Here is a 21,126-nt window from a genome sequence, read left to right as displayed (position 1 = left end):
GAGAATTCGAATTTTCCGGTGGGTTGCTCCCGCGGCCAGCGGCTGCCCCTGCAATGCTGTTGACCCTGCCTCTGGCCCCCGGTATCCGCAGTGCTGAACAGTTGGGACGCCAGACATGAACCTCTTTACCGATATCCGCACGCTTGTGATTGACAGCCTGACCGCCATGACCGGTGAGGGCGCGCTGCCCGAGGGGCTCGATTTTGCCAATGTGGCAGTTGAGCCGCCGCGCGATGCCGCCCATGGCGACATGGCGACCAATGCGGCGATGGTGCTGGCCAAGCCCGCCAAGATGAAGCCGCGCGACATTGCCGAGGCGCTGGCGGCCAAGCTGGCCGCTGATGAACGGATCACCAGCGCTGAGGTTGCAGGCCCCGGCTTCCTGAACCTGCGGCTGGCGCCTGGCATCTGGCAGGGCGTTCTGAAATCGGTCCTGGACGCAGGCACGGATTTCGGCCGTTCGGACATGGGCGCGGACAAGCGCGTGAACGTCGAATATGTCTCCGCCAACCCGACCGGCCCGCTGCACGTCGGCCACACCCGCGGTGCGGTGTTTGGCGACGCGCTGGCGGCCCTCTTGGCCTATGCCGGCTATGACGTCACTCGCGAATACTACATCAACGACGGCGGCGGCCAGGTCGATGTGCTGGCGCGCTCTGTCTACCTGCGCTACCTGGAGGCACACGGGCAGGAAGTGGCCTTTGCCGACGGCACCTACCCGGGCGACTACCTGGTTCCCGTCGGGCAGGCGCTGAAGGACAAGGTGGGCGATGCCTATGTCGGCAAGGGCGAGGACGTCTGGCTGGCCGAGGTGCGTGAATTCTCCACCGACGCGATGATGGCGCTGATCCGCGAGGATCTGGCCCAGCTCGGCATCAAGATGGACAAGTTCTATTCCGAGAAATCGCTCTATGGCACCGGCAAGATCGAGGCGGCGCTGGCCAGCCTGGAATCCAAGGGCCTGATCTACCAGGGCGTGCTGGAGCCGCCGAAGGGCAAGAAGCCCGACGATTGGGAGCCGCGCGAGCAGACCCTGTTCAAATCCACCGATCACGGCGATGACGTGGACCGGGCGGTGAAGAAATCCGACGGCTCCTGGACCTATTTCGCGCCCGATATCGCCTATCACTATGACAAGGTGGAGCGCGGCTTTGACGAGCTGATCGACATTTTCGGCGCCGACCACGGCGGCTATGTCAAACGGATGAAGGCGGCGGTGTCGGCACTGTCCGACGGCAAGGTGCCGCTGGACATCAAGCTGTGCCAGCTGGTGAAGCTGTTCAAGGACGGCCAGGAATTCAAGATGTCCAAGCGGGCAGGGACCTTTGTTACCCTGCGCGATGTGGTTGATGCTGTCGGCGCGGACGTGACCCGCTTCATGCTGCTCACGCGCAAGAACGACCAGGGCTTCGACTTCGATCTCGACAAGGCGCTGGAGCAGTCCAAGGACAACCCGGTGTTCTATGTGCAATACGCCAATGCGCGAATCTGTTCGACCCTGCGCAAGGCAAATGAACAGGGGATCGCCGCGGATGACGCCACCCTGAACGCTGCCGACCTCAGCTTGATCGCCGATCCGGCGCAGCTGGCGGTGGCAAAGAAGCTGGCCGAATGGCCGCGCCAGGTGGAAATCGCCGCCCGCACCCATGAGCCGCACCGGGTGGCCTTCTATCTCTACGACCTCGCGTCCGAGCTGCACGGGCTGTATCATCTGGGCAAGTCGAACGAAGGTTTACGTTTCGTTAACGAGAGCAGCCAATCGGCAACACATGCGAATTTGGCACTGGCCCGGGCCGTTTCCGTTGTCATTTCCGCAGGTCTTGGTATTCTTGGCGTCAAACCGGCAGAAGAGATGCGATAACCAAAGGGGCGCACGCCCTTGCGGATATAAATCGCGCATTCCGCCGGAACGAGGCAGTTCAAGAGATCTGGGAATGCGGTGCCACAGACGGCGCCGCCACCCGGGCAGTGAGGCGGACAATGGCGTATTTTGCGCAGGCGGGCCACGGCCACGCCTATTCTCAGGGTGATGGCCGGCAGCAGGACGCTGCGGCCGGCAGCTCCTACGGGCAGCAGCACTCCGATCAGCCCTATGCAGGGCAGCAATACGGTGGCCAGCAGTATGCCGGGCCCGGCGCAGAACCGTCTTGCGGCTATGAAGATCCGGCCTATGGTTATCAGCCGGAGGAGCAGGGCTGCGGCGCAGATGACTATGCAGCCTATGCCGCAGCGCCCGCGGGCCTGCGGGCACGGTTCTCCAAGAGCCTGAGCATCCTGGGCGCGGTGGCCTCCATCGCGCTGGTCGCAGGTGTCGGTTTCTGGGGCTACAAGCTGGTGATGCGCGACGTGAGCGGCGTGCCTGTGGTGCGTGCCGCCGAAGGCCCGATGCGCGAACAGCCGGCAAACCCGGGCGGCAGCCAGGCAGACCATCAGGGGCTGGCGGTGAACGCGGTGGCGGCCAGCGGCAGCGCCGAGGCCCCCGCAGACCGTCTGACCCTGGCGCCCGCTGCAATTCAACTGACAGAAGACGACAAGCCGCTGCCGGAACTGGCAGCCGAAGCCGCGCCGGCTGCGGAATTGCCTGCTGTCCCGGCTGAGCCTGAGCTTCCTTCTGCCCCGGGTGCCTCAACCAATGTCAGCGACGAAGCGGTGGCCTCGTTCCAGAATGGCGATATCGATGCGCTGGTGGCTGAGCTTGCGCGCGAAGCCGAGGATGTTTCCGCTGCGGTCCCCGCCTCGGCAGCAGCCCCGGCGATCGTGCAGCCGGAACCGCTGCAGCCGGCACTGGCTGCCGCCGCTGCTTCTCCGGCGGTGCTGAATGCGCCCGGCGTCAAGATCTCGCTGCGGCCCTCGGCCCGCCCCGCACGGTTCAGCCCCGCTCCGGCCGCAGCCGCACCGGCAGCGCGTGCCGGAACCGTGGATGTGGACCCGGCAACCCTGGCCGCCGGCACCCGCCTGGCGCAGCTGGGCGCCTATGAAAGCCCGGAGGTCGCACGCGCGGAATGGGACCGCATCAGCGCCCGATTCCCGGAGTATCTGGAAGCCAAACAGCGGGTGATCCAGCGCGCCGAAAGCGGCGGGCGGACATTCTACCGGTTGCGGGCAATGGGATTCGACGGGCTGTCCGACGCGCGCCGGTTCTGTTCGGCGCTGGTGGCCGGCAATGCGGATTGCATTCCAGTAACCACCCGGTAATGATCTGAATGAAATACTTCTTTTGCCCGGAAATTCCGGGCAATGCCCGCCGGTTCCTCCCCGGCGGGCTGGCGGCATCCTGAGACAGGTGCCTTTGTTCCTTGGAGGACGCAGCAGGAGGCACTCATGACCTACGGAGCCACCATTCTGGACGCAGAGGGCCTGCGGCTGACAGCGGATGAAAAGGCGTTTTTTCGCGACGCGGATCCGTTCGGCTTCATTCTGTTTGCCCGCAACCTGGAAGATGTCGAGCAGATCCAGGCCCTGTGCAGTGACTTCCGCGAGGCGGTGGGCCGAAACTGCCCGATCACCATCGACCAGGAGGGCGGCCGGGTGCAGCGGCTGCGCAAACCCTTGGCGCGCAACTGGCATCCGCCGCTGGAGCATGTGCAGCTGGCCGGAGAAGATGCCGTTCGGGCGATGTACCTGCGCTACCGTCTGATCGCGCATGAGCTGCACGGGCTGGGCATCGACAGCAACTGCGCTCCGATTGCTGATATTGCTTTTGCCGAGACCCACGAATTCCTGCGCAACCGCTGCTATGGCACCAGCGCCGCCACGGTGGCGCGGATTGCCCGCGCAGTGGCCACCGCGCATCTGGACGGCGGCGTGCTGCCGGTTCTGAAACATATCCCGGGCCATGGCCGCGCCACCGCGGACAGCCATCTGGACCTGCCGCATGTGGCCAGCCACCCGGAGACGCTGGAGGACAGCGATTTTGCCGCCTTTACAGCGCTCAACGACCTGCCGCTGGGGATGACCGCGCATCTGGTCTATGACGCCTATGACGACCAGCCCGCCACCACATCGCCGGTGATGATGCGGCTGATCCGGGAACGCATCGGCTTTGACGGGCTGATCATGACCGACGATATCTCGATGAAGGCGCTGCAGGGATCGCTGGCGGACAACGCCCGCGCCTCGATCGAGGCAGGCTGTGATGTCGTCCTGCTGTGCAATGCTTCGCTTGAGGAACGCATCGCCGTGGCTGAGGCTGCCGGCACCATGGGCACGGCGGCACAGACCCGCGCAGACCGGGCTTTGGAGGCCCGGCGCGCGCCCGTTCCCCTTGACATTATGAGCGCTGAAAGAGAACTTGCCGCCCTCATGGGCGGGCAGGTGTATGGCTGAGCAGACACTCTTTTCAGAGGCGGACACGAGCGTAGAGGAACGGCTGGCGGCCGAGGCCTTGATCGTCGACGTGGACGGGTTCGAAGGCCCGCTCGATCTGCTGCTGACCCTGTCGCGCACGCAGAAAGTCGATTTGCGCAAGATCTCCGTTCTGGAGCTGGCAAAGCAGTACCTGGCTTTTGTCGAGAAGGCCAAGGAGCTGCGGATCGAGCTGGCGGCCGACTATCTGGTGATGGCGGCCTGGCTGGCGTTTCTGAAATCCCGCCTGCTGCTGCCGCCGGACCCCGAGGAAGAAGGCCCGTCAGGCGAAGAACTGGCCGCCCACCTGGCATTCCAGCTGGAACGCCTCCAGGCGATGCGCGACGCTGCCGCACGGCTGATGGGGCGCGACCGGCTGGGCCGCGACTTCTTTGGCCGCGGCGAGGAAGAAAGCGTCGCCCGCATCAAGACCGTGACCTATACCGCCAACCTTCTGGATCTGATGCAGGCCTATGCCCGCATCCGCACCAAGGAGGATTTCCGCCCCTTCGTGATGGACCGCGACTCGGTCTTCACCATGGAGGAGGCGCTGGACCGGATGCGGCATCTCCTGGGCTTCACCGGCGACTGGACCGACCTGATCAGCTATCTGCCGGACGGCTGGCACAGCGACCCCGTAAAGCGGCGCTCAGCCACCGCGGCGACCTTTGCCGCCTCGCTGCAACTGGTCAAGGAAGGCAAGGCTGAGCTGCGCCAGAGCGAAACATTTGCGCCGATTCAGCTGCGCAGCCTCGACGAGGATACCTGATGGAAGATCAGATCATGGATGCGGCCAGCAGCTCTGGCCGGACCGAGAATGACACCCTGTTTGACGCGCCGCCGATGGCAGAGCAGGAGCGGATGGTGGAGGCGGTGCTGTTCGCAAGCGCAGAGCCTGTTACCTTGCGCGACCTTGAGGGCCGCATGCCGCCCGGCTGCAACCCGCGCGAGGCGCTGGAGCATCTGCGCAAGCGCTATGAGGGGCGCGGGGTGCGGGTGGTGCGGCTGGGCGATGCCTGGGCGATCCGCACCGCGCCGGACCTCGGCTTCCTGATGCAGAAGGAAACCACCGAGCTGCGCAAGCTGAGCCGTGCCGCCATCGAGACCCTGGCCATTGTCGCCTATCACCAGCCGGTGACCCGGGCGGAGATCGAGGAAATCCGCGGTGTTTCAGTGTCGCGCGGCACCATCGATCAGCTGATGGAGATGGACTGGATCCGCCTGGGCCGCCGCCGGATGACCCCGGGCCGCCCGGTGACCTTTGTGGTGACGCCGGATTTCCTGGACCATTTCGGCCTCGAAAGCGCCCGCGACCTGCCGGGGCTCAAGGAGCTGCGTGCCGCGGGTCTCTTGGAAAACCGGCCGCCGCCGGGCAGCCTGCCGCTGGGTCAGGGCGGCGACGAGGACGACGAGGCAGAAGAACAGGCGGAACTGTTCGAGGAGTGACGCCTGCGCGACACAGTACGCCCGGAAATTGCCGCATTGGTTTTCTAAGATGCCCGCAAGGCTAGGCAGAGGACTGAAGCCATGAACGCAAACTGGATCATCCGCATGGTGCTGCGCCGCCTGATCGGCCGCGCGGTCAATGCCGGGCTGCGCCGCGCTGCGCAACACGGTGCGCAGCGCCTGGGCAAGAGCAAGGGGCCGGCACCGGGGTTCGGACCTGGCCCCAGCCCGCAGCGCAAATTCCGCAATGCAAGGTCACGCATTCCCAAGGTCAAGTAGCGGAACCGGCGGGCAGTGCGCCGGGCTTGTGCCGGAGGCCAAGCGCCTCCGCCGCGCCGCTGAGCGCCAGCAGTGCTGACAGCATCAGGCAGCCTGCGAGGCCCCAGGCAGTGAACAGCAGACCGCCCGCAAAGGGCGCTGCAAACACACAGAGGTAAGTGACGGTGCTGTAAAGGCCCATGATGGCACCGCGCTGCGCAGGCTCCAGCGCCGTAAGCCGCGCCACCAGCAGGTTGAGGGCAAGATGCTGGAACACGCCCCAGATCAGGGCAGCCCCCAGCAGCAGCAGGTATTCCGGCGCAACCGCCAGCATCAGCAGGTAGCTGGCTGTGACCGCCAGCAGCACCGGCGCCGTGGCGCGGGCCAGTCCCAGCCGGTCCAAGAGCGGATCCAGCAGCACCGCGAGGCCAAAGCCGATACCGTAGAACAGCGGTAACAGACCCGCCTGCGTGGTGCTGAGGCCAAGTGCTTGGGTGATATGGGCTCCAGTGAAGAAATAGCTGCTGTAAAAGCCCATCATCAGCAGCGCGGTTGCCGCCAGGCCGCGGAAAATCCCCGGTACCCGCAGCGCGGTCAGCGGCGAGGTCGCCTGGCCGCTGGGGCTGCCTGCCGCGCGCAGCGAAGCAGAGGCGGCCCACAGCAGCAGCGCCGCCGCCGCCAGCGCGCCATAGACCGCGCGCCAGCCCGCGAGATCGGTGGCCCAGGCGCTGACGCTGACACCCAGCACCATCGACACCGTCCAGCCCGCCAGCACATAGCCCAGCACCCGCGCCTCGCGTCCCTTGGGGGCAATCACCATTGCCAGCGTGTAGATCGAGGGCAGGGAGGCTCCGGCCGCCAGCCCGCAGAGCGCCTGCGCGGCCATCAGTGTCCAGACATCCGGCGCCGCGGCACTGGCGCCCAGCCCGGCCCCCAGCAGCAGGAGTGCCGCGCGCATCAGCCGCCCGGCGCCGATCCGGTCCCCCAGCGGTGCCAGCAGCAAGGCTGCAGCGGCGACCCCAAGCCCATAGGTGCTGGCGGCCAGCATCACCTCTGCGGTGGTGGCATTCAGGGTTTGGCTGACGGCCGTGACCACTGGCGACAGCAGCAGCGAGTTGGCACCAATCACGCCAATTGCACTCATCAGGATCAGAATCGGGGTTCGCATGGGTTTACCTTGAAGAATGTTCAGGTATCTTTGCTAAGTGCTGAATGGTGTTCTGTGAAGGGCGGGCGAAAATGGTCAGGGAAAAAACAGATGAGGTTCGGAGAAACGGCGGGTCCTCCCGTGCTCTGGACGCGTTGGACCGAAAGATATTAGGCGCGCTGAGCGTCGATGCGACTTTGTCCTATGCTGCCATCGGGCAGGTGGCGGGTCTGTCGGCGCCCGCGGTGCATGAGCGGGTAAAACGGCTCAGAGCTTCCGGCGCGATCCGGGCGACGGTGGCGCAGCTGGACGGGCCGGCGGTAGGCAAGCCGATGCTGGCCTTCATCCATGTGGACACGGTCGGCTGGGGCAAGACGGCGGAACTCATGTCGCTGGAAGCCTGGCCGGAAGTGGAGGAAATCCACACTGCCACCGGCGACACCTGCCTGATCCTCAAGGTGCGGGTGGCCTCGCCGCATGCGCTGGAGGGGCTCTTGGCCCGCATCTACGACGTAGAAGGGGTGCGCGGCACCCGCACCTATATGACGCTTTCCACGCATCTGGAGCGCACTGTGCAGGCCGGCGTCAGCGCGGAACTGGAGGAGGAACTGTATATCAAGCGTTGAGGGCGCGGTGAAGTGACGGATCTTCCGTCTGGCCGAAGGCCGGGCGCAGCCCTTAGCTGCAGATGGTTACTCCGGCGTCTTGAAATGCTTCGACAGCTTCAGACCCTGGCCTTGGTAGTTGGAGGCAATGCCCGCGCCATAAAGCTGTTCCGGCACCTCGGCCATCCTCTCATAGACCAGGCGGCCGACCACTTGGCCGTGCTCCAGCACAAAGGGTGCCTCGTGGCAGCGCACTTCCAGCACCCCGCGCGAGCCGGTGCCGCCGGCGGCGTCATGGCCGAAGCCGGGATCGAAGAAACCGGCGTAATGCACCCGGAATTCACCGACCATTGCCAGATAGGGGGCCATCTCCGCCGCATAGGCGGGCGGGATATGCACCGCCTCGCGGCTGACCAGAATGTAGAACGCGCCGGGGTCCAGGATGATGCGGCCATCCTTGGTGCGCACCTCTTCCCAGTATTCCTGCGGGTCGTATTCGCCGATCCGGTCCAGGTCGATGACGCCGGTGTGCGGCTTGGCGCGGTAGCCGACCAGATCGGTGCCCGGCAGCTTCAGATCGACGGAGAAGCCAAGGCCGTCCTCGATCACCGCCTCGCCATCCACCAGCGGAGAGCCTGCGTGCAGCATCTTCAGTTCGGCGTCCGACAGCACAGCCTGGCCGGTGCGGAAACGGATCTGGTTCAGACGCATGCCGGGGCGTACCAGCACAGAGAAGGAGCGGGGGCAAATCTCGGCATAAAGCGGGCCGGTGTATCCGGGCTTGATACGGTCAAACTCCTCGCCGCCGTCGGTGATCGTGCGGGTCAGAAGGTCCAGCCGCCCGGTGGAGCTTTTGGCATTGGCGACGGCAGAAACATCCTGCGGCAGCGCCAGCCCTTCCATCAGCGGCACCACATAGACGCAGCCTTTTTCCAGAACCGCGCCGTTGCTCAGGTCGATCCTGTGCATCTCGAATTCTGTCAGCCGGTCGGAAACGCTGCGGTTCTGGCCCGCCAGAAAAGACGCTCGCACCCGGTAGGCCACGCTGCCGAGACGCAGGTCGAGGCTGGCAGGTTGCACCTGGCCTTCCACCAGCGGTGTGCTGACGGTGATTTCTCCGCGTTCCAGCATCATTTCAATGGTTTGGCTGGGCAATACGCCTGTCATGTCCTGTCCCCCTCCGCGCGCCGGCTTTGCGGCGATGCTGTCCCATCCGGGCGCCATGCGCAATCGGCAAAGCTGGTTCCGGATGTGAAAACGCCCGGGTGCGTGAACACCCGGGCGTTTTTCATATGGTCGGGCTAGCAGGACTCGAACCTGCGACCTTCCGTCCCCCAGACGGACGCGCTACCAGGCTGCGCCATAGCCCGTTGCAAAGCCTTCTAACCGTTTTCGCGGCAGGGGCAAGAGGGGGCGGCAAGATTTTTTCCAGCCCCGCAAAGAATTTCAGCAGGGCAAAGCAGTTACCGGAGCGGCCATGGGCCGGGGCCGTTTCCCGGCACGGGAAACGGCCCGGAATTCGTGCCGAATTCCGGTGCGCGGGCCTCAGGGCCTGTTTTGAATAAGCGCGCGCAATTCTTCGGTGCAGGCAGCAATCGCCGCCAGAGACTGCGGCGGCAGGCTGCGGGCTTCGGCCAGCAGCGCCAGAACGCCGGGCTGCAGCGGGGCAGGGGCTGCCGTCGGCTCTTCACCGGGAATTTCTGCCGGCTCTTCGGGAGCATCCTCCACGGCAGGCACCGGCGCTGGTTCTGCAGCCTCTGCTGAAATTTCCTCAGGCGCAGGCTCCGATTGGACATCAGGCTCCGGCAGGGTATCAGGCTCCCGCAGGGCATCAGGTTCCGCCGTAGGTTCGGCTTCAGGTTCGGCTTCAGGCTGGTCCGTTTCTTCGATGCCGCTTTCACCGCCGCCATTGAAACCGCTGGAAAATTCAAGCGCATCCACCTGGCGGGCGGCCTCATCAAGATCATGCGGCGGGAAGGCTGCGGCGGAATCGGACAGAATGTCTTCTTCCGGCTCAGGCGCTGTCTGCACCGGATCTTCGGCGGCAAAGGCAAAATCCATCGGTTCCTCTGGCTGCATCCCTGCGGCGGGAACCAGCGTGTCCTGTTCCGGTTCCTGGTCCGGCAGCACCTCCCGGCCAGGCTCCGCCAAGTCAGCGTCTGCCGCGGGAGGCACGTCTTCCGCCGCGGGTTCTGCAACTGCTGCGCTGTGGTCCGCGCCAAACTCCGCCGGTGCGGCAGCGGGTTCGGGCTCAGGCGCCTGTGCGTCCGCAGACAGAATCGGTCCGGCGTCCGCAGGAGCCTCAGCGCCGGTCAGGTCCTTCTCAGGCGCTTCGGTTCCCGCAGCCGCCGCAGCATCCGGCGCGGAGAGATGTTCCTGGCCGGTCAGCGGCGCGACTTCTTCCAGCGGCGCTGGCGGTGTTACGGGGGCTGCCTCTGCTGCCGTTTCCGGGGCAGTTTCAAGATTTTCCTCTTCCAGCGGCAGCCCGGCGGCGGCAAGGTCTGGTTCCTCCGCAGCTGCGGTTCCGGCGCCTGAATCGGGTTCGGGCAAGTGCTCCTGGCCTGTCAGCGGGGCGATATCCGCCAGCGGGGAGGGCGGAGCAGACGCCGCAGGCTCCGCTGCAGGTTCCGGCACGGTTTCCAAGGTGTCTTCAACGGGTTCAGCTGTTTCCGGCACGGGCGCAGATACATCCTCCGCAGCGCCGGGCATCCCGGAAAACTCCGCCTGCGGTTCCTCTGTCCTGTCAGCTGCCTCAGGCGCGAAAGCAGGCTCCAGGACGTCTTCCATCAGAGATGCGGCGGTTTCCGGTTCTGTGCCGGCGCCATCCGCAAAAAGCTGCTGCGGCTGTCCGGGGGCGGGGCCGGCAACTTGTTCCTGCGTATCGGCACCGTCTTGCAGCGGGCTTGCTTCAATGGGTTCCGGTTCCTGATCCAGCATTGTGGAATCTGCAGCGGACGGTTCTGTGTCCTCTGCTTCCGGCCGCAGCGCCGGTTCGGAACCGAAGGCCTGCTGCGCGGATACCGGCTGATCCTCAACCGCCTGATCCTCAGATGGTGCCGCATCTTCTGCCTGATCCTTGGCCAGTCCGGCTGGCTCGCCCGCGGCTGAGGCGGGATCTGCCGAAGGGGCCGTGTACGCCGTTGCGGCGGCGGCAGGCGCATCTTCGGACGGCGCGGGGCTTTCGCTTGCGGCGGGTGGTGCCAGGTCCATCTGCATTTGCGGCGCAGCTGCGGCTTCGGGTCTTGGTGCGGCGGGGGATGCTGCCGGGGGCGCGGGCGGTCCATCGTCTGCTCCAGCCTGCGGGAAGCCGACAACATTGCTGTCCTCCGTGCTGCCCCCGGCCGAAGCCTCCGCGCTCATCTCCAGCGACTGCTGCCAGTCATCACCCAGCTTGTCCGCGGGCGCTGCCGCTTCAACGGCCGGCTCTTCTTCGCCGTCCAGGGGGTGCGACAGGCTGGCGACATGGGCCACACCCTGCTCGCGCAAAAGCGCCTGCACTTCTTTGATCGACAATCCGTCAACGTGCAGCAGTTTCCTGATGCCGCCCAACAGCTGCATGTCCGCAGGCCGGTAATAGCGCCGCCCGCCGGCGCGCTTTACAGGTTTGACCTGGGTGAACTTGCTCTCCCAGAAGCGCAGAACATGCGCCTGCACGTCCAGCCATTCCGCAACTTCGCTGATGGTGCGGAAGGCGTCCGGTGATTTCGACATGACTTAATAGGTCCCGTTACTTACGGTTGCCGTCTGCCACGCGGTCTTTCATCAGGTGGGAGGGCCGGAAGGTCAGCACGCGGCGCGGCTGGATCGGCACTTCTTCGCCCGTCTTCGGGTTGCGCCCGACGCGGGCCGACTTGTCCCTTACGCTGAAGGTGCCGAACGAGGAAATCTTAACCTGTTCACCGCGCACCAGGGCATCCGACATATGCTGCAGCATGCTTTCCACCAGCTGCGCGCTCTCGTTGCGCGACAGGCCGACTTCCCGGAAAACGGCTTCACTCAAATCCATTCGTGTCAGTGTTTTTTCGCCCATACCAATCCCCGTTGTTTGCCAAAGCATAGGGCGGAGGGAATTTCCCTGTCAATATCAATGAATTGCGCGGGGGAATTCGGGCGGAGAATCTGACCGCGCCGTTACCAGCGCAGCACAACAGCTCCCCAGGCCAGGCCGCCGCCAATGGCCTCAGTCACGATCAGATCGCCTTCCTTGATCTGGCCGCGGTCCTTGCCGACCGAAAGGGCCAGCGGAATGGAGGCGGCGGAGGTATTGCCGTGATCCTGCACAGTTACCACCACGTTGTCCATGCTGAGGCCCATTTTCTTGGCCGTGCCCTGGATAATGCGGATATTGGCCTGATGCGGAACGATCCAGTCGACATCAGCCGCAGACAGACCCGCGCGGTCCAGCGCCGTATTGGCGGTGGAGGCGAGTTTCTCGACCGCATGGCGGAATACCTGGTTGCCCTGCATCCTCAGGTGGCCGGTGGTATGGGTGGACACCCCGCCGTCGACGTAAAGCAAATCCTTGTAGCGGCCGTCGGAGTTGAGGTCGGTCGCCAGGATGCCGCGGTCGGAATTGGTGCCGGGCTGCTCCTGTGCCTCCAGCAGCAGCGCGCCGGCGCCATCGCCGAAAAGCACGCAGGTGGAGCGGTCGGTCCAATCCATGATCCGGCTGAAGGTTTCCGCGCCGATCACCATCACGCGGGACGCCTGGCCCGACGCAATCAGGGCGCTGGCGTTGGACAGTGCATAGACAAAGCCCGCGCAGACCGCCTGCACGTCAAAGGCAAAACCCCTGGTCATGCCCAGCTTGGACTGCACCATGGTGGCGGCAGAGGGGAAGGTGAGATCCGGGGTTGAGGTGGCCACAACAATGGCATCCACATCATTTGCGGTCAGGCCCGCATCCGCCAAAGCGCGTTCCGCTGCCTTGGCGGCCATATCCGATGTGGTCTCTCCCTCAGCGGCAAAATGGCGGCGTTCGATGCCGGAACGGCTGCGGATCCATTCGTCCGTTGTGTCCAGCGTGGCTTCGAATTCCGCGTTTTCAACCACCCGTTGGGGGAGATAGTGTCCTGTGCCAACAACTACCGCGCGTCGCGTCATCCGTCTGCCTGCCTATTTTCAGTCTTTTTCGGTGGCCGCCCGCAATTCGCGGGGGGCAGTATTATCTTGGGTATGCAAACCGGCAGATGCAACCCGCGCGGCCAGCTTTTCGGCGAATCCGTGCTGTGCCAGCCGGAAGGCCAGTTTGACCGCAGCGGAGACGCCCGTGGCATCGGCGCCGCCGTGGGATTTCACCACGGTGCCGTTGAGGCCCAGGAACACGCCGCCGTTGACGCGGCGCGGGTCCATCCGTTTGGACAGCCGTTTCAGGGAGGTCATCGCCAGCACCGCGGCAATCTTTGACAGGAAGGAGTAAGCAAACGCCTCCCCCAATGCGGTGCGCATCAGGCTGGCGGTGCCTTCGCCGGTCTTGATCGCCACATTCCCGGTAAAGCCGTCGGTCACGATCACATCGGCCACATCACCGGGAATATCGCTGCCTTCGACAAAGCCGACAAACTCGTAGTGCGCCTGTTCCGCCTGTTCTGTAATCAGCCCAAAGGCCTCTTTCAGCTCGGCGCGGCCCTTGTGCTCCTCGGTGCCGACATTCAACAGGCCCACGCGGGGGCGGATGATGTCCATCGAGTTGCGCACATAGGAAGTTCCCATCAGGGCGTATTGCAGCAGATCCTCGGCATCCGCCTTCACGTCGGCGCCGACATCCAGCATCACGTTGAAACCTTGCGGGTTCAGCGAGGGCCACAGGATTGCAATGGCGGGCCTGTTGACGCCCGGCAGCTTGCGCAGCCGCAGCATCGAGAGCGCCATCAGCGCGCCGGTGTTGCCGCAGGAGACCGCGCCCGAAGCCTCGCCGTTCTTGACCGCGTCCAGGGCCGACCACATCGAGGTGCCCTTGCCGTTGCGCATCACCTGGGAGGGCTTGTCCTCCATGGTGACCACATCGCGGGCATCGCGAATCTCAACGCGGCCCTTGAGTTCGCGCTTTTTGGCAACCAGAGGTTCCAGCTGTTCGGCAGGCCCATGCAGGATGAACCCGATATCCGGATTCTTTTCCGCAGACATGGCAATGCCGGCCACTACAACAGCAGGGCCGGCGTCTCCGCCCATGGCGTCAACAGAAATAGTGATGCGGCCGGCTTTTGCCTGATTTTGATCGGGTTTACCCGTCATGCGAAAGCCTGCCTGGCATCAGGATCCTGTCCGTGGCTTACGCCGCGTCCTCATCGATCTCGATCTCGTCTGCAGCTGCGACGATTTCCTTGTCGTCGTAGTGGCCGCAGGAGGGGCATACGTGGTGCGGGCGCTTCAGCTCGCCGCAGTTGCCGCATTCGTTCGGGTTCGCAGCAACCAGTGCATCGTGCGCGCGGCGGTTGTTGCGGCGCGATTTGGATACTTTGTTCTGTTGGACGGCCATGTCTCAACCTTTGTCTGTTTGGGCCTTGGGGCCATCCCCGCGGCGCGATTGCATTCTGTTCGATCAGTCTGACGTGCGTTTAGGCGTCTGCCCAAGCATTGTCCAACCAAAAATTCCGATGAGCGCGCGAAAATACTGCGAATCTTCGCTGGCGCAAGCTGTTTTTTAAGGCAGCCGGCGGTGCGGCGCCAGAGATGATTTTCTGCGCTGCAAAAAATCTGCGCTCAGTCCTCATCTTTCAGCTGGCCGCGCAGCGCCGCAAGGCCTGCGAACGGCCGGGTGTCCTCGTCGCGCATCGGCTGCACGCCGTCCTCGGCATAGACCGCCTCTCCCAGTTCGGCGCCGTCTTTGCGCGGGTAGGCGGGAATGTGCAGCGCCAGCGCCTCTGCCATCACCGCAGCAGGGTCGATGTGGCTGCCCAGCGGTTCAATGCTGTCATCCTCGGGCATTTCAACCTCGGCGCCTTCCGGGGTTTCGATGCGGGCCAGATAGGTGATTTCCACCGCTTCCTCGACCCTTGTGGTCACCGGCTCCAGCGTGACCACGCAGTCCTGCACAACGGTTGCCCCCAGCCGGCCTGACAGTTTCCAGTCCTTCTTGCCCATCGCATTGATCGCGCCGCTGAAGCGCAGTTTGCGCAAGGCGTTCACCCCCAGTTCCGCCGCCAGCGCGGCCAGGGCGGCCTTGTCCGGGATGATTTCAAAGGCGGTCGGGGTGTTCTGCGGCAGGTCCGCGACCCGCAAAGCGGTGCTGTCAGACATATTCGGGGACTTTCGTTTCTTGAACCGGAGGCGGTCATTAGGTAATCGGGTTAAAAGACGTATTCAAGCCGCCGGTGATGGCGGCAGGCTGGGGGGCAGTCATGGTTGCAAAGGCATTTCACTTCAAGGCGGTTTTGCGCGGGGCGGTATTTGCGGCAGCGGGGCTGGCCCTGGCGGCCTGTACTTCGGTCTACCGCAAGCACGGCTATGTGCCGGCGCCGGAACTGCTGGCAGAGGTGGTGCCGGGTGTCGACACCCGGGATTCGGTGGCCGAGACCATCGGCATTCCATCCTCAACCGGCGTGCTCAACGAAAGCGGCTACTACTACGTGGCCACCCGGTTCCGCCACTACGGTGCCAAGGCGCCGGAGCCGGTGGCGCGCGACCTGGTGGCGATCAGCTTTGACACATCCGGCGTGGTGCAGGCGATCGAGCGTTACAGCCTGGAAGACGGCAAGGTGGTGCCCCTGGAGCGCCGCGTGACCAGCTCCGGCGTTCAGGACAACACATTCCTGCGCCAGCTGTTGGGCAACCTGGGCAATTTCGCCCCCGGTCAGCTGCTGAACAACGAATAGGACTGCTTCCTGCTCTGTCACTGCGCATATGCTAAGGTCTGAGCTGGAAAGCTGGAGGCCGCTGCCATGGCGGAACCTGACATGCTACTGAGCAGGGGGCGCTATCGCGCCCGGCTGGCTGCAAGTGCAGCGGATGTGGCCGCGGCGCAGGCCCTGCGGGCCCAGTGTTTCCGCTCCGGGTGCACAGACAGCGATGCTTTTGACAGCGAATGCTGCCATGTTCTGGTGGAGGAGCAGCCCGGCGGCGCACTGGTCTGCTGCTTCCGGCTGCTGCTGCTGGACAGTGGCGCGGAGCTGGCGCGGAGCTATTCAGCACAGTTTTATGATCTGACCGCCTTGCAGGCTTTTGAGGGGCGGATGGCCGAACTGGGCCGCTTCTGCATTCACAGGAAACGGCAGGATGCAGATATTTTGCGTGTCGCCTGGGGGGCGATGACGCGCCTGGTGGATGGGCAGGACGTGCAGATGCTGTTTGGCTGCTCGTCCTTTGCGGGCACTTCTGCTGCACCTTACACGGAGGCGTTGGCGCTGTTGCAGCAGCGGCATCTGGCGCCGGCGCAGTGGCGGCCGGGCATCAAAGCGCCCGAGGTGGTGCGTTTTGGCGCGGAACCGCTGCGGGAGGCGGAAACTAAGAAGGCCCTTCAGAAAATGCCGCCCTTGTTGCGCACATACCTGCTGATGGGCGGCTGGGTCAGCGACCATGCGGTGGTGGACCGGCAGATGAAAACGCTGCATGTGTTCACCGGGCTGGAGACCGGCGCCATTCCTGACGTCCGCAAGCGGCTGCTGCGGGCTGTGGCCAGCGGGGACTGAGTATTTCAGGAAAGATGAACGGGGAGCGTTGACGCGATTTTGCCGCCGGGGTAGCTGGCTGGCATGGCACGTATTCCTCTTTTGCAGATGTCCGGCATTTCCCTGACCTTCGGGGGCGATCCGGTTTTTTCAGGTCTTGATCTGGTGGTGCAGCCCGGTGACCGGGTGGCGCTGGTGGGCCGCAACGGCTCCGGAAAATCCACCCTGATGAAGGTGATGGCGGGGATTGTTGAAGCCGATCAGGGCGACATCGTGGTGCCGCCGGGCAAGTCGGTCGGCTACATGGAGCAGGACCCGAAGATGGAGGGTTTTGCAACGCTTGGCGATTTTGCCGCCAGCGCGCTGGACCCCGGCGAAATGTACAAGGTGGAACGCGCGGGCGAAGGGCTGAAGTTCGACCCGGCGCGCCCGGTGGAGACCGCCTCCGGCGGTGAGCGCCGCCGCGCAGCCCTGGCCAAGCTGATGGCCGAGGCGCCGGACCTGATGCTGCTGGACGAGCCCACGAACCATCTGGATATCGAGGCGATCACCTGGCTGGAGAACGAACTCAAGAGCACCCGTGCGGGTTTTGTGCTGATCTCCCACGACCGGGCGTTCCTGCGCGTCTTGACCCGCGCCACTCTGTGGGTGGACCGCGGCGAGGTGCGCCGCCAGGAGAGGGGGTTTGAGCATTTCGAAGCCTGGCGCGACAAGGTCTGGGATGACGAGGACATGCAGCGCCATAAGCTGAATCGGCTGATCAAAGCCGAAAGCCGCTGGGCGGTGGAAGGCATCTCGGCCCGGCGCAAGCGCAACATGGGGCGGGTCAGGGCCTTGCAGGATCTGAAGGCGGAACGCGCAGGTCAGATCAAGCGGCAAGGCGCGGCCGAGATGGCGCTGGAGGCCGGGCCGAAGTCAGGCCGCAAGGTGATCGAGGCTGAAGGCCTGAGCAAGGCGTTTGGCGGCAAGCAGATCGTCAGGGACTTCTCGCTGAAGGTACAGCGCGGCGACCGGGTGGCTTTTGTCGGCCCGAATGGCGCAGGCAAGACAACGCTGCTGAAGATGCTGTTGGGAATGGAAGACCCGGATGCAGGCAAGGTGCAGCTGGGTACAAATCTGGAACTTGCCCTGTTCGACCAGACCCGCGACCAGCTGGACGGCGATTCGACCCTGTGGGAGAATCTGACCGCGGACCCGCTGCTGGGCATTTCCGGCAAGGCGGATCAGGTGATGGTGCGCGGCCAGCCCAAGCATGTAGTGGGCTACCTCAAGGAATTCCTGTTCGACGAGCGGCAGGCGCGGGCGCCGGTGCGGTCGCTGTCGGGCGGCGAGAAAGCGCGGCTGCTCTTGGCGCGGCTGATGGCGCGGTCCTCGAACCTGCTGGTTTTGGATGAGCCGACCAACGATCTGGATGTGGAGACGCTGGACCTGCTGCAGGAGCTCTTGGACAATTACGACGGCACGGTGCTGCTGGTCAGCCACGACCGGGATTTCCTGGACCGGGTGGCGACCGCCACCATTGCAATGGAAGGCAACGGCAAGGCCACCGCCTATGCTGGCGGCTGGAGCGACTACATCGCGCAGCGGGGCCCGCTGGAGGGTGCTGAGAAGCCGGAGAAGGCGAAGCCTGCCAAGGCAAGGCCCAAGCAGGAAAGCCAGCCCAAGGACGGCCTCAGCTTCAAGGAGAAGCACCGGCTTGAGGCGCTGCCGGCTGAGATTGAACGGCTGGAGGCGGAGATCGGCAAGCTGCAGGAGCTGATGAGCGATCCGGAGCTGTTCACCCGCGAGCCAGTGAAGTTCAAGAAGGCCACCGAGGCGCTGGTGGAGCGGCAGGAAAAGCTGTCCGCCGCCGAAGAGGAATGGCTGGAACTGGAGGAGAAGGCGGGGGGGTGAGGCTGGTTCTTCAGTTAGGTCAGGACGCCTGACCAAATGTTTCGCGCGCGAAACATTTGGTCAAAGATGCTGTCGTAAAACTTTGTAAACTATCAAGAAAGATGAACTGAGGGTGAAGGTTGCGGGCGCAAGCTTTACCTTTTCGCTATCTCTGCCGGGAGCGGGCGGGATTGCCTGTCACGGTTTCGCCGGCAGCGACGTCTTTGGTCACCACGGCGCCTGCGCCGACAATGGCGCCGTCGCCGATTGTAACGCCTGGCAGGATGATCGCGCCGCCGCCGATCCAGACGTTTGCGCCGAGCGTGACGGGATGGGCGATTTCCAGGCCCTTCGCCCGTAAGTCTTTGTCTTTGTGGTGCTGGGCGCAGTAGATCTGCACATACGGCCCCAGCATGGTGCCATCGCCGATGCTGACAGGGGCAGTGTCCAGAATGGTGCAGCCTGCGTTCATGTAGACGTTGCGGCCCAGGCGGATGTTGATGCCGTAGGCGCAGTGGAAGGGCGCCTCGATCAGGCAGTTTTCACCGTGGGCGGCAAAGAGGCTGGCCAGCGGCGGGCTGAGCTGGGCTCCCGGATCGGGCGCTGCGGTGTTGTGCTGATGCACGGCAACCCGGGCCTTGTGCTGCAACGCCCCCAGTTCGCTGTCCTGGCAACGGTACCAGTCGCCATCCTGCATTTTCTGCCGTTCGGTTTTGCTCATCCGGGCCTCCTGACAGGAGTGAAGGGCGGGGTGAACGGATTGTCAATCGGCGTGGTGCTCCCGCGTCCGCAGGTGCCTTGGCTGCGCCAACGCGCCTTTGTGCGGCCTTGGGCCAGGCACCGCTGGCGCGGTGCGAAGGGACTTTGCTGAGAAGCGCTTGAGGGGCAGGAGTGCCCCTCAAGACGCCATCACGAGTGTGTTTCTTGTTGAGGCCGCCTCTCAAGGGTGAACGGGTCAAGCGCCGCCGCTTTGGGCTCCGCCCGTTCGCAAGCGAAACGCTCCCCCGGAGCGTTTCCAGGGAGCTTGCTCACCCCTTGACCCGCCCGCAACGGAAGGGGCATCAGCGCATGCGCAGGGCGCCGTCGATGCGGATGACCTCGCCGTTGAGGTAGCCCATTTCGGTGATGAAACCGGCGAGACGGCCGAATTCGCGCGGGTCGCCCAGGCGGGCGGGGTTGGGAACGTCGGCGGCCAGCTGCTGCTGCACCTCTTCCGGCAGGCCGGCCAGCATCGGGGTCATGAAGATGCCGGGTGCGATGGTCATCACCCGGATGCCCAAGGACGCGAGATCCCGCGCCATTGGCAGGCACATGCCGGCAACCCCGCCTTTGGAGGCGGCATAGGCAGCCTGGCCTTTTTGGCCGTCAAAGGCCGCAATGGAGGCGGTGTTGATGATCACGCCGCGGGCGTTGTCCGCGTCGGGGGTGTTCTTGGCAATCTCGACAGCGGCGAGGCGGGCGACGTTGAAGGTGCCGACAAGGTTGATGTCGATTGTGCGCTTGTAGGCATCCAGCGGATGCGCACCGTCCTTGCCCACGGTCTTGGCGCCGGTGGCAATGCCGGCACAATTCACGCAGGCGGTGATCTTGCCCATCATTTCCACCGCATGGGCGATGGCGGCAGAGACCGACTCTTCGCTGGTGACATCTGTCTGGGCGAAGTACCCGCCGATTTCCTCGGCCACCTGGGTGCCGCGCTCGGCGTCGCGGTCGAGGATGGTGACCTGGGCGCCTTGTTCGGCGAAGTAGCGCGCGGTGGCCTCACCCAGGCCGGAGGCGCCGCCGGTTACAACGGCTGCGGTGTCTGCAAGTTTCATGAGCGGGGCTCCTCCCGGTTATCTGAACGTGTGTTCATATAATGGAGGGGCCGGGCATCTGTCCAGCGGGACGGGGCGTCGCGGGGGGTTACGCGCCCATCAGGCGGCGGTCGAGCAACGACAGCGGTTGCAGCAGGCGGCCCAGCGGCGGCCAGAGGCCCCAGGTGCCGCCCAGCCGATGGAGCCTTGCGCCGGTGCCGAGCTTGAAGCGGGCAAGGCCCGCGGCGTCCTCGGAATTGATGAGACCGAGGTCGAGGCGGCAGATGCCCTTGGCAGCGAGCCAGTTCGCGGCCTCCCACAGCAAAAGCGGGTGGGCGCTGAGCTGCTTGCCGCGGGCGGTGGTGTGGGCGATGTGGTAGGTGGCGGTGCTGCCGTGGGTGAGGATCAGGATGGCTGCAATCGGCTCCTTGCCTTCAAACGCCTGGAACAATTTTGCCTGCCCCTTGTTTTCGCGTGCATAGGCGAGAGTGAGGCCGATGGGCCAGCTGCGGTATCCGCGCCGGGTTTGCTGTGCCGCGTCGGCCCGAAACAGCCAGTGGCGCACGTCATGGGGCAGGTTCTGGCGGGCGAGGCGGAGGTTTTGCGCCTCACCGTGTTTAAGCCGGTTGCGCCATTTCTGGTGCAGGGCTGCGCGGCGCTGGTCCGGCTCGCCTGTCAGATCCCAGAGCGCGGCATGGGCGGGTGTGGCCAGCGGCACGGCGCCGAGGCGTGCAAGGTGCGGGGCCGGGGACTCGGGCGACAGGATCAGCGGCGTCCGGGCAAAGCCGCCTGCGCGCAGGGCTGCCAGCAGGGGCGTGGGATCAGTCAGATCTGCCCGGTTTACCATTGCCAGCCGCAGTCCGCCGGGGAAGCGGCGGCGCAGCACCAAAGTACCCTCCAGCGTCAGCGGCTCCTGGCCGCAGGCCATCAACGCGCGGGCAAATTCCGGCGCTTGCTGGAGGGCACGGGGCTGGGGGCGGGCGGTTGCGGCTGCTGGCAATTCGGGATCGGAGGCGCTGTCGAACATGGGGCCATTAACGCGCTGGAAACCT

General features: G+C 64.8%; 21 protein-coding genes and 1 tRNA gene. 10 read left to right on the top strand and 12 right to left on the bottom strand.

The annotated features are described in order from the left end of the window. Positions 1-115: 115 nt before the first annotated feature. From argS to N6L27_RS03025, 6 genes are all read left to right on the top strand, one after another. The gene (gene argS / locus N6L27_RS03050; protein WP_271905609.1) at positions 116-1,861 is read left to right on the top strand and encodes an arginine--tRNA ligase; all 1,746 of its coding nucleotides are present in this window, start codon (positions 116-118) and stop codon (positions 1,859-1,861) included. Between the two features lie 119 nt (positions 1,862-1,980). Continuing rightward, positions 1,981-3,195 carry an SPOR domain-containing protein gene (locus N6L27_RS03045; RefSeq protein WP_271905608.1) on the top strand — a complete coding sequence of 405 codons (1,215 nt, stop codon included), beginning with the start codon at positions 1,981-1,983 and terminating at the stop codon, positions 3,193-3,195. A gap of 126 nt (positions 3,196-3,321) precedes the next feature. Beyond that, positions 3,322-4,326, top strand: coding sequence for a beta-N-acetylhexosaminidase (gene nagZ / locus N6L27_RS03040; RefSeq protein ID WP_271905607.1), 1,005 nt, complete (start codon positions 3,322-3,324; stop codon positions 4,324-4,326). Further along, positions 4,319-5,113 carry a segregation and condensation protein A gene (locus N6L27_RS03035; protein WP_271905606.1) on the top strand — a complete coding sequence of 265 codons (795 nt, stop codon included), beginning with the start codon at positions 4,319-4,321 and terminating at the stop codon, positions 5,111-5,113. Before nagZ ends, N6L27_RS03035 begins: the two co-directional genes overlap by 8 nt. Then, positions 5,113-5,790 carry an SMC-Scp complex subunit ScpB gene (gene scpB / locus N6L27_RS03030; protein ID WP_271905605.1) on the top strand — a complete coding sequence of 226 codons (678 nt, stop codon included), beginning with the start codon at positions 5,113-5,115 and terminating at the stop codon, positions 5,788-5,790. The genes N6L27_RS03035 and scpB overlap by 1 nt, the downstream gene beginning before the upstream one ends. Before the next feature lie 81 nt (positions 5,791-5,871). After that, positions 5,872-6,069 carry a hypothetical protein gene (locus N6L27_RS03025; protein WP_260018044.1) on the top strand — a complete coding sequence of 66 codons (198 nt, stop codon included), beginning with the start codon at positions 5,872-5,874 and terminating at the stop codon, positions 6,067-6,069. Here the strand turns inward: N6L27_RS03025 and N6L27_RS03020 are convergent. Next, positions 6,062-7,216: an MFS transporter gene (locus tag N6L27_RS03020; protein ID WP_271905604.1), complete on the bottom strand. Its 1,155-nt coding sequence runs from the start codon at positions 7,214-7,216 to the stop codon at positions 6,062-6,064. The two genes, N6L27_RS03025 and N6L27_RS03020, sit on opposite strands and share 8 nt — an antisense overlap. Before the next feature lie 44 nt (positions 7,217-7,260). Between N6L27_RS03020 and N6L27_RS03015 the strand changes: the two genes are divergently transcribed. Continuing rightward, positions 7,261-7,821 (top strand): Lrp/AsnC family transcriptional regulator, encoded by a 561-nt coding sequence (locus N6L27_RS03015; protein ID WP_271905603.1) that lies wholly within the window; start codon positions 7,261-7,263, stop codon positions 7,819-7,821. A gap of 66 nt (positions 7,822-7,887) precedes the next feature. On the opposite strand, the gene N6L27_RS03010 is transcribed toward N6L27_RS03015, so the two are convergent. The 8 genes from N6L27_RS03010 to N6L27_RS02975 all read right to left on the bottom strand — a co-directional run bounded on the left by N6L27_RS03010 (position 7,888) and on the right by N6L27_RS02975 (position 15,039). Continuing rightward, positions 7,888-8,967, bottom strand: coding sequence for a 2'-deoxycytidine 5'-triphosphate deaminase (locus tag N6L27_RS03010; protein ID WP_271905602.1), 1,080 nt, complete (start codon positions 8,965-8,967; stop codon positions 7,888-7,890). 126 nt (positions 8,968-9,093) lie between these two features. Continuing rightward, a tRNA-Pro gene (locus tag N6L27_RS03005) sits at positions 9,094-9,170 on the bottom strand. Between the two features lie 175 nt (positions 9,171-9,345). Further along, complete coding sequence (locus N6L27_RS03000) at positions 9,346-11,511, bottom strand: MerR family transcriptional regulator (protein WP_271905601.1); 2,166 nt, start codon at positions 11,509-11,511, stop codon at positions 9,346-9,348. A 16-nt stretch (positions 11,512-11,527) separates the two neighbouring features. Continuing rightward, a complete protein-coding gene (ihfA, locus tag N6L27_RS02995) occupies positions 11,528-11,830 on the bottom strand; it encodes an integration host factor subunit alpha (RefSeq protein WP_008207184.1) in 303 nt (100 codons plus the stop codon). 101 nt (positions 11,831-11,931) lie between these two features. Then, positions 11,932-12,903, bottom strand: a complete 972-nt coding sequence (locus N6L27_RS02990; RefSeq protein WP_271905600.1) for a beta-ketoacyl-ACP synthase III — start codon at positions 12,901-12,903, stop codon at positions 11,932-11,934. A gap of 18 nt (positions 12,904-12,921) precedes the next feature. Beyond that, on the bottom strand, positions 12,922-14,034 hold the full coding sequence (plsX, locus tag N6L27_RS02985) for a phosphate acyltransferase PlsX (protein WP_271905599.1): 1,113 nt from the start codon (positions 14,032-14,034) through the stop codon (positions 12,922-12,924). Between the two features lie 37 nt (positions 14,035-14,071). Further along, entirely contained in the window at positions 14,072-14,278 is a 207-nt protein-coding gene (gene rpmF, locus N6L27_RS02980; protein ID WP_008558107.1) for a 50S ribosomal protein L32, read from the bottom strand. A 224-nt stretch (positions 14,279-14,502) separates the two neighbouring features. Beyond that, positions 14,503-15,039, bottom strand: coding sequence for a YceD family protein (locus N6L27_RS02975; RefSeq protein WP_271905598.1), 537 nt, complete (start codon positions 15,037-15,039; stop codon positions 14,503-14,505). A 101-nt stretch (positions 15,040-15,140) separates the two neighbouring features. On the opposite strand from N6L27_RS02975, the gene N6L27_RS02970 reads away from it, so the two are divergent. The 3 genes from N6L27_RS02970 (at position 15,141) to N6L27_RS02960 (ending at position 18,299) form a co-directional block, all read left to right on the top strand. Then, complete coding sequence (locus N6L27_RS02970) at positions 15,141-15,614, top strand: outer membrane protein assembly factor BamE (protein ID WP_039179862.1); 474 nt, start codon at positions 15,141-15,143, stop codon at positions 15,612-15,614. 66 nt (positions 15,615-15,680) lie between these two features. After that, complete coding sequence (locus N6L27_RS02965; protein WP_271905597.1) at positions 15,681-16,427, top strand: GNAT family N-acetyltransferase; 747 nt, start codon at positions 15,681-15,683, stop codon at positions 16,425-16,427. A gap of 63 nt (positions 16,428-16,490) precedes the next feature. Next, entirely contained in the window at positions 16,491-18,299 is a 1,809-nt protein-coding gene (locus N6L27_RS02960) for an ABC-F family ATP-binding cassette domain-containing protein (protein WP_271905596.1), read from the top strand. Between the two features lie 145 nt (positions 18,300-18,444). Here N6L27_RS02960 and N6L27_RS02955 read toward each other — a convergent pair whose 3' ends face one another. From N6L27_RS02955 to N6L27_RS02945, 3 genes are all read right to left on the bottom strand, one after another. After that, positions 18,445-18,999, bottom strand: coding sequence for a sugar O-acetyltransferase (locus tag N6L27_RS02955; RefSeq protein WP_271905595.1), 555 nt, complete (start codon positions 18,997-18,999; stop codon positions 18,445-18,447). A 340-nt stretch (positions 19,000-19,339) separates the two neighbouring features. Further along, positions 19,340-20,095, bottom strand: a complete 756-nt coding sequence (locus N6L27_RS02950) for an SDR family NAD(P)-dependent oxidoreductase (RefSeq protein WP_271905594.1) — start codon at positions 20,093-20,095, stop codon at positions 19,340-19,342. Positions 20,096-20,183: 88 nt separating this feature from the next. After that, positions 20,184-21,101 (bottom strand): GNAT family N-acetyltransferase, encoded by a 918-nt coding sequence (locus N6L27_RS02945; RefSeq protein WP_271905593.1) that lies wholly within the window; start codon positions 21,099-21,101, stop codon positions 20,184-20,186. Positions 21,102-21,126 lie beyond the last annotated feature (25 nt).

Origin of the sequence: Leisingera sp. SS27 (genome assembly GCF_028368855.1) — a bacterium.
Classification (GTDB): Bacteria; Pseudomonadota; Alphaproteobacteria; order Rhodobacterales; family Rhodobacteraceae; genus Leisingera.
Note: the sequence above shows the minus strand (reverse complement) of the source record. Positions and strands in the feature narration are given on the sequence as shown.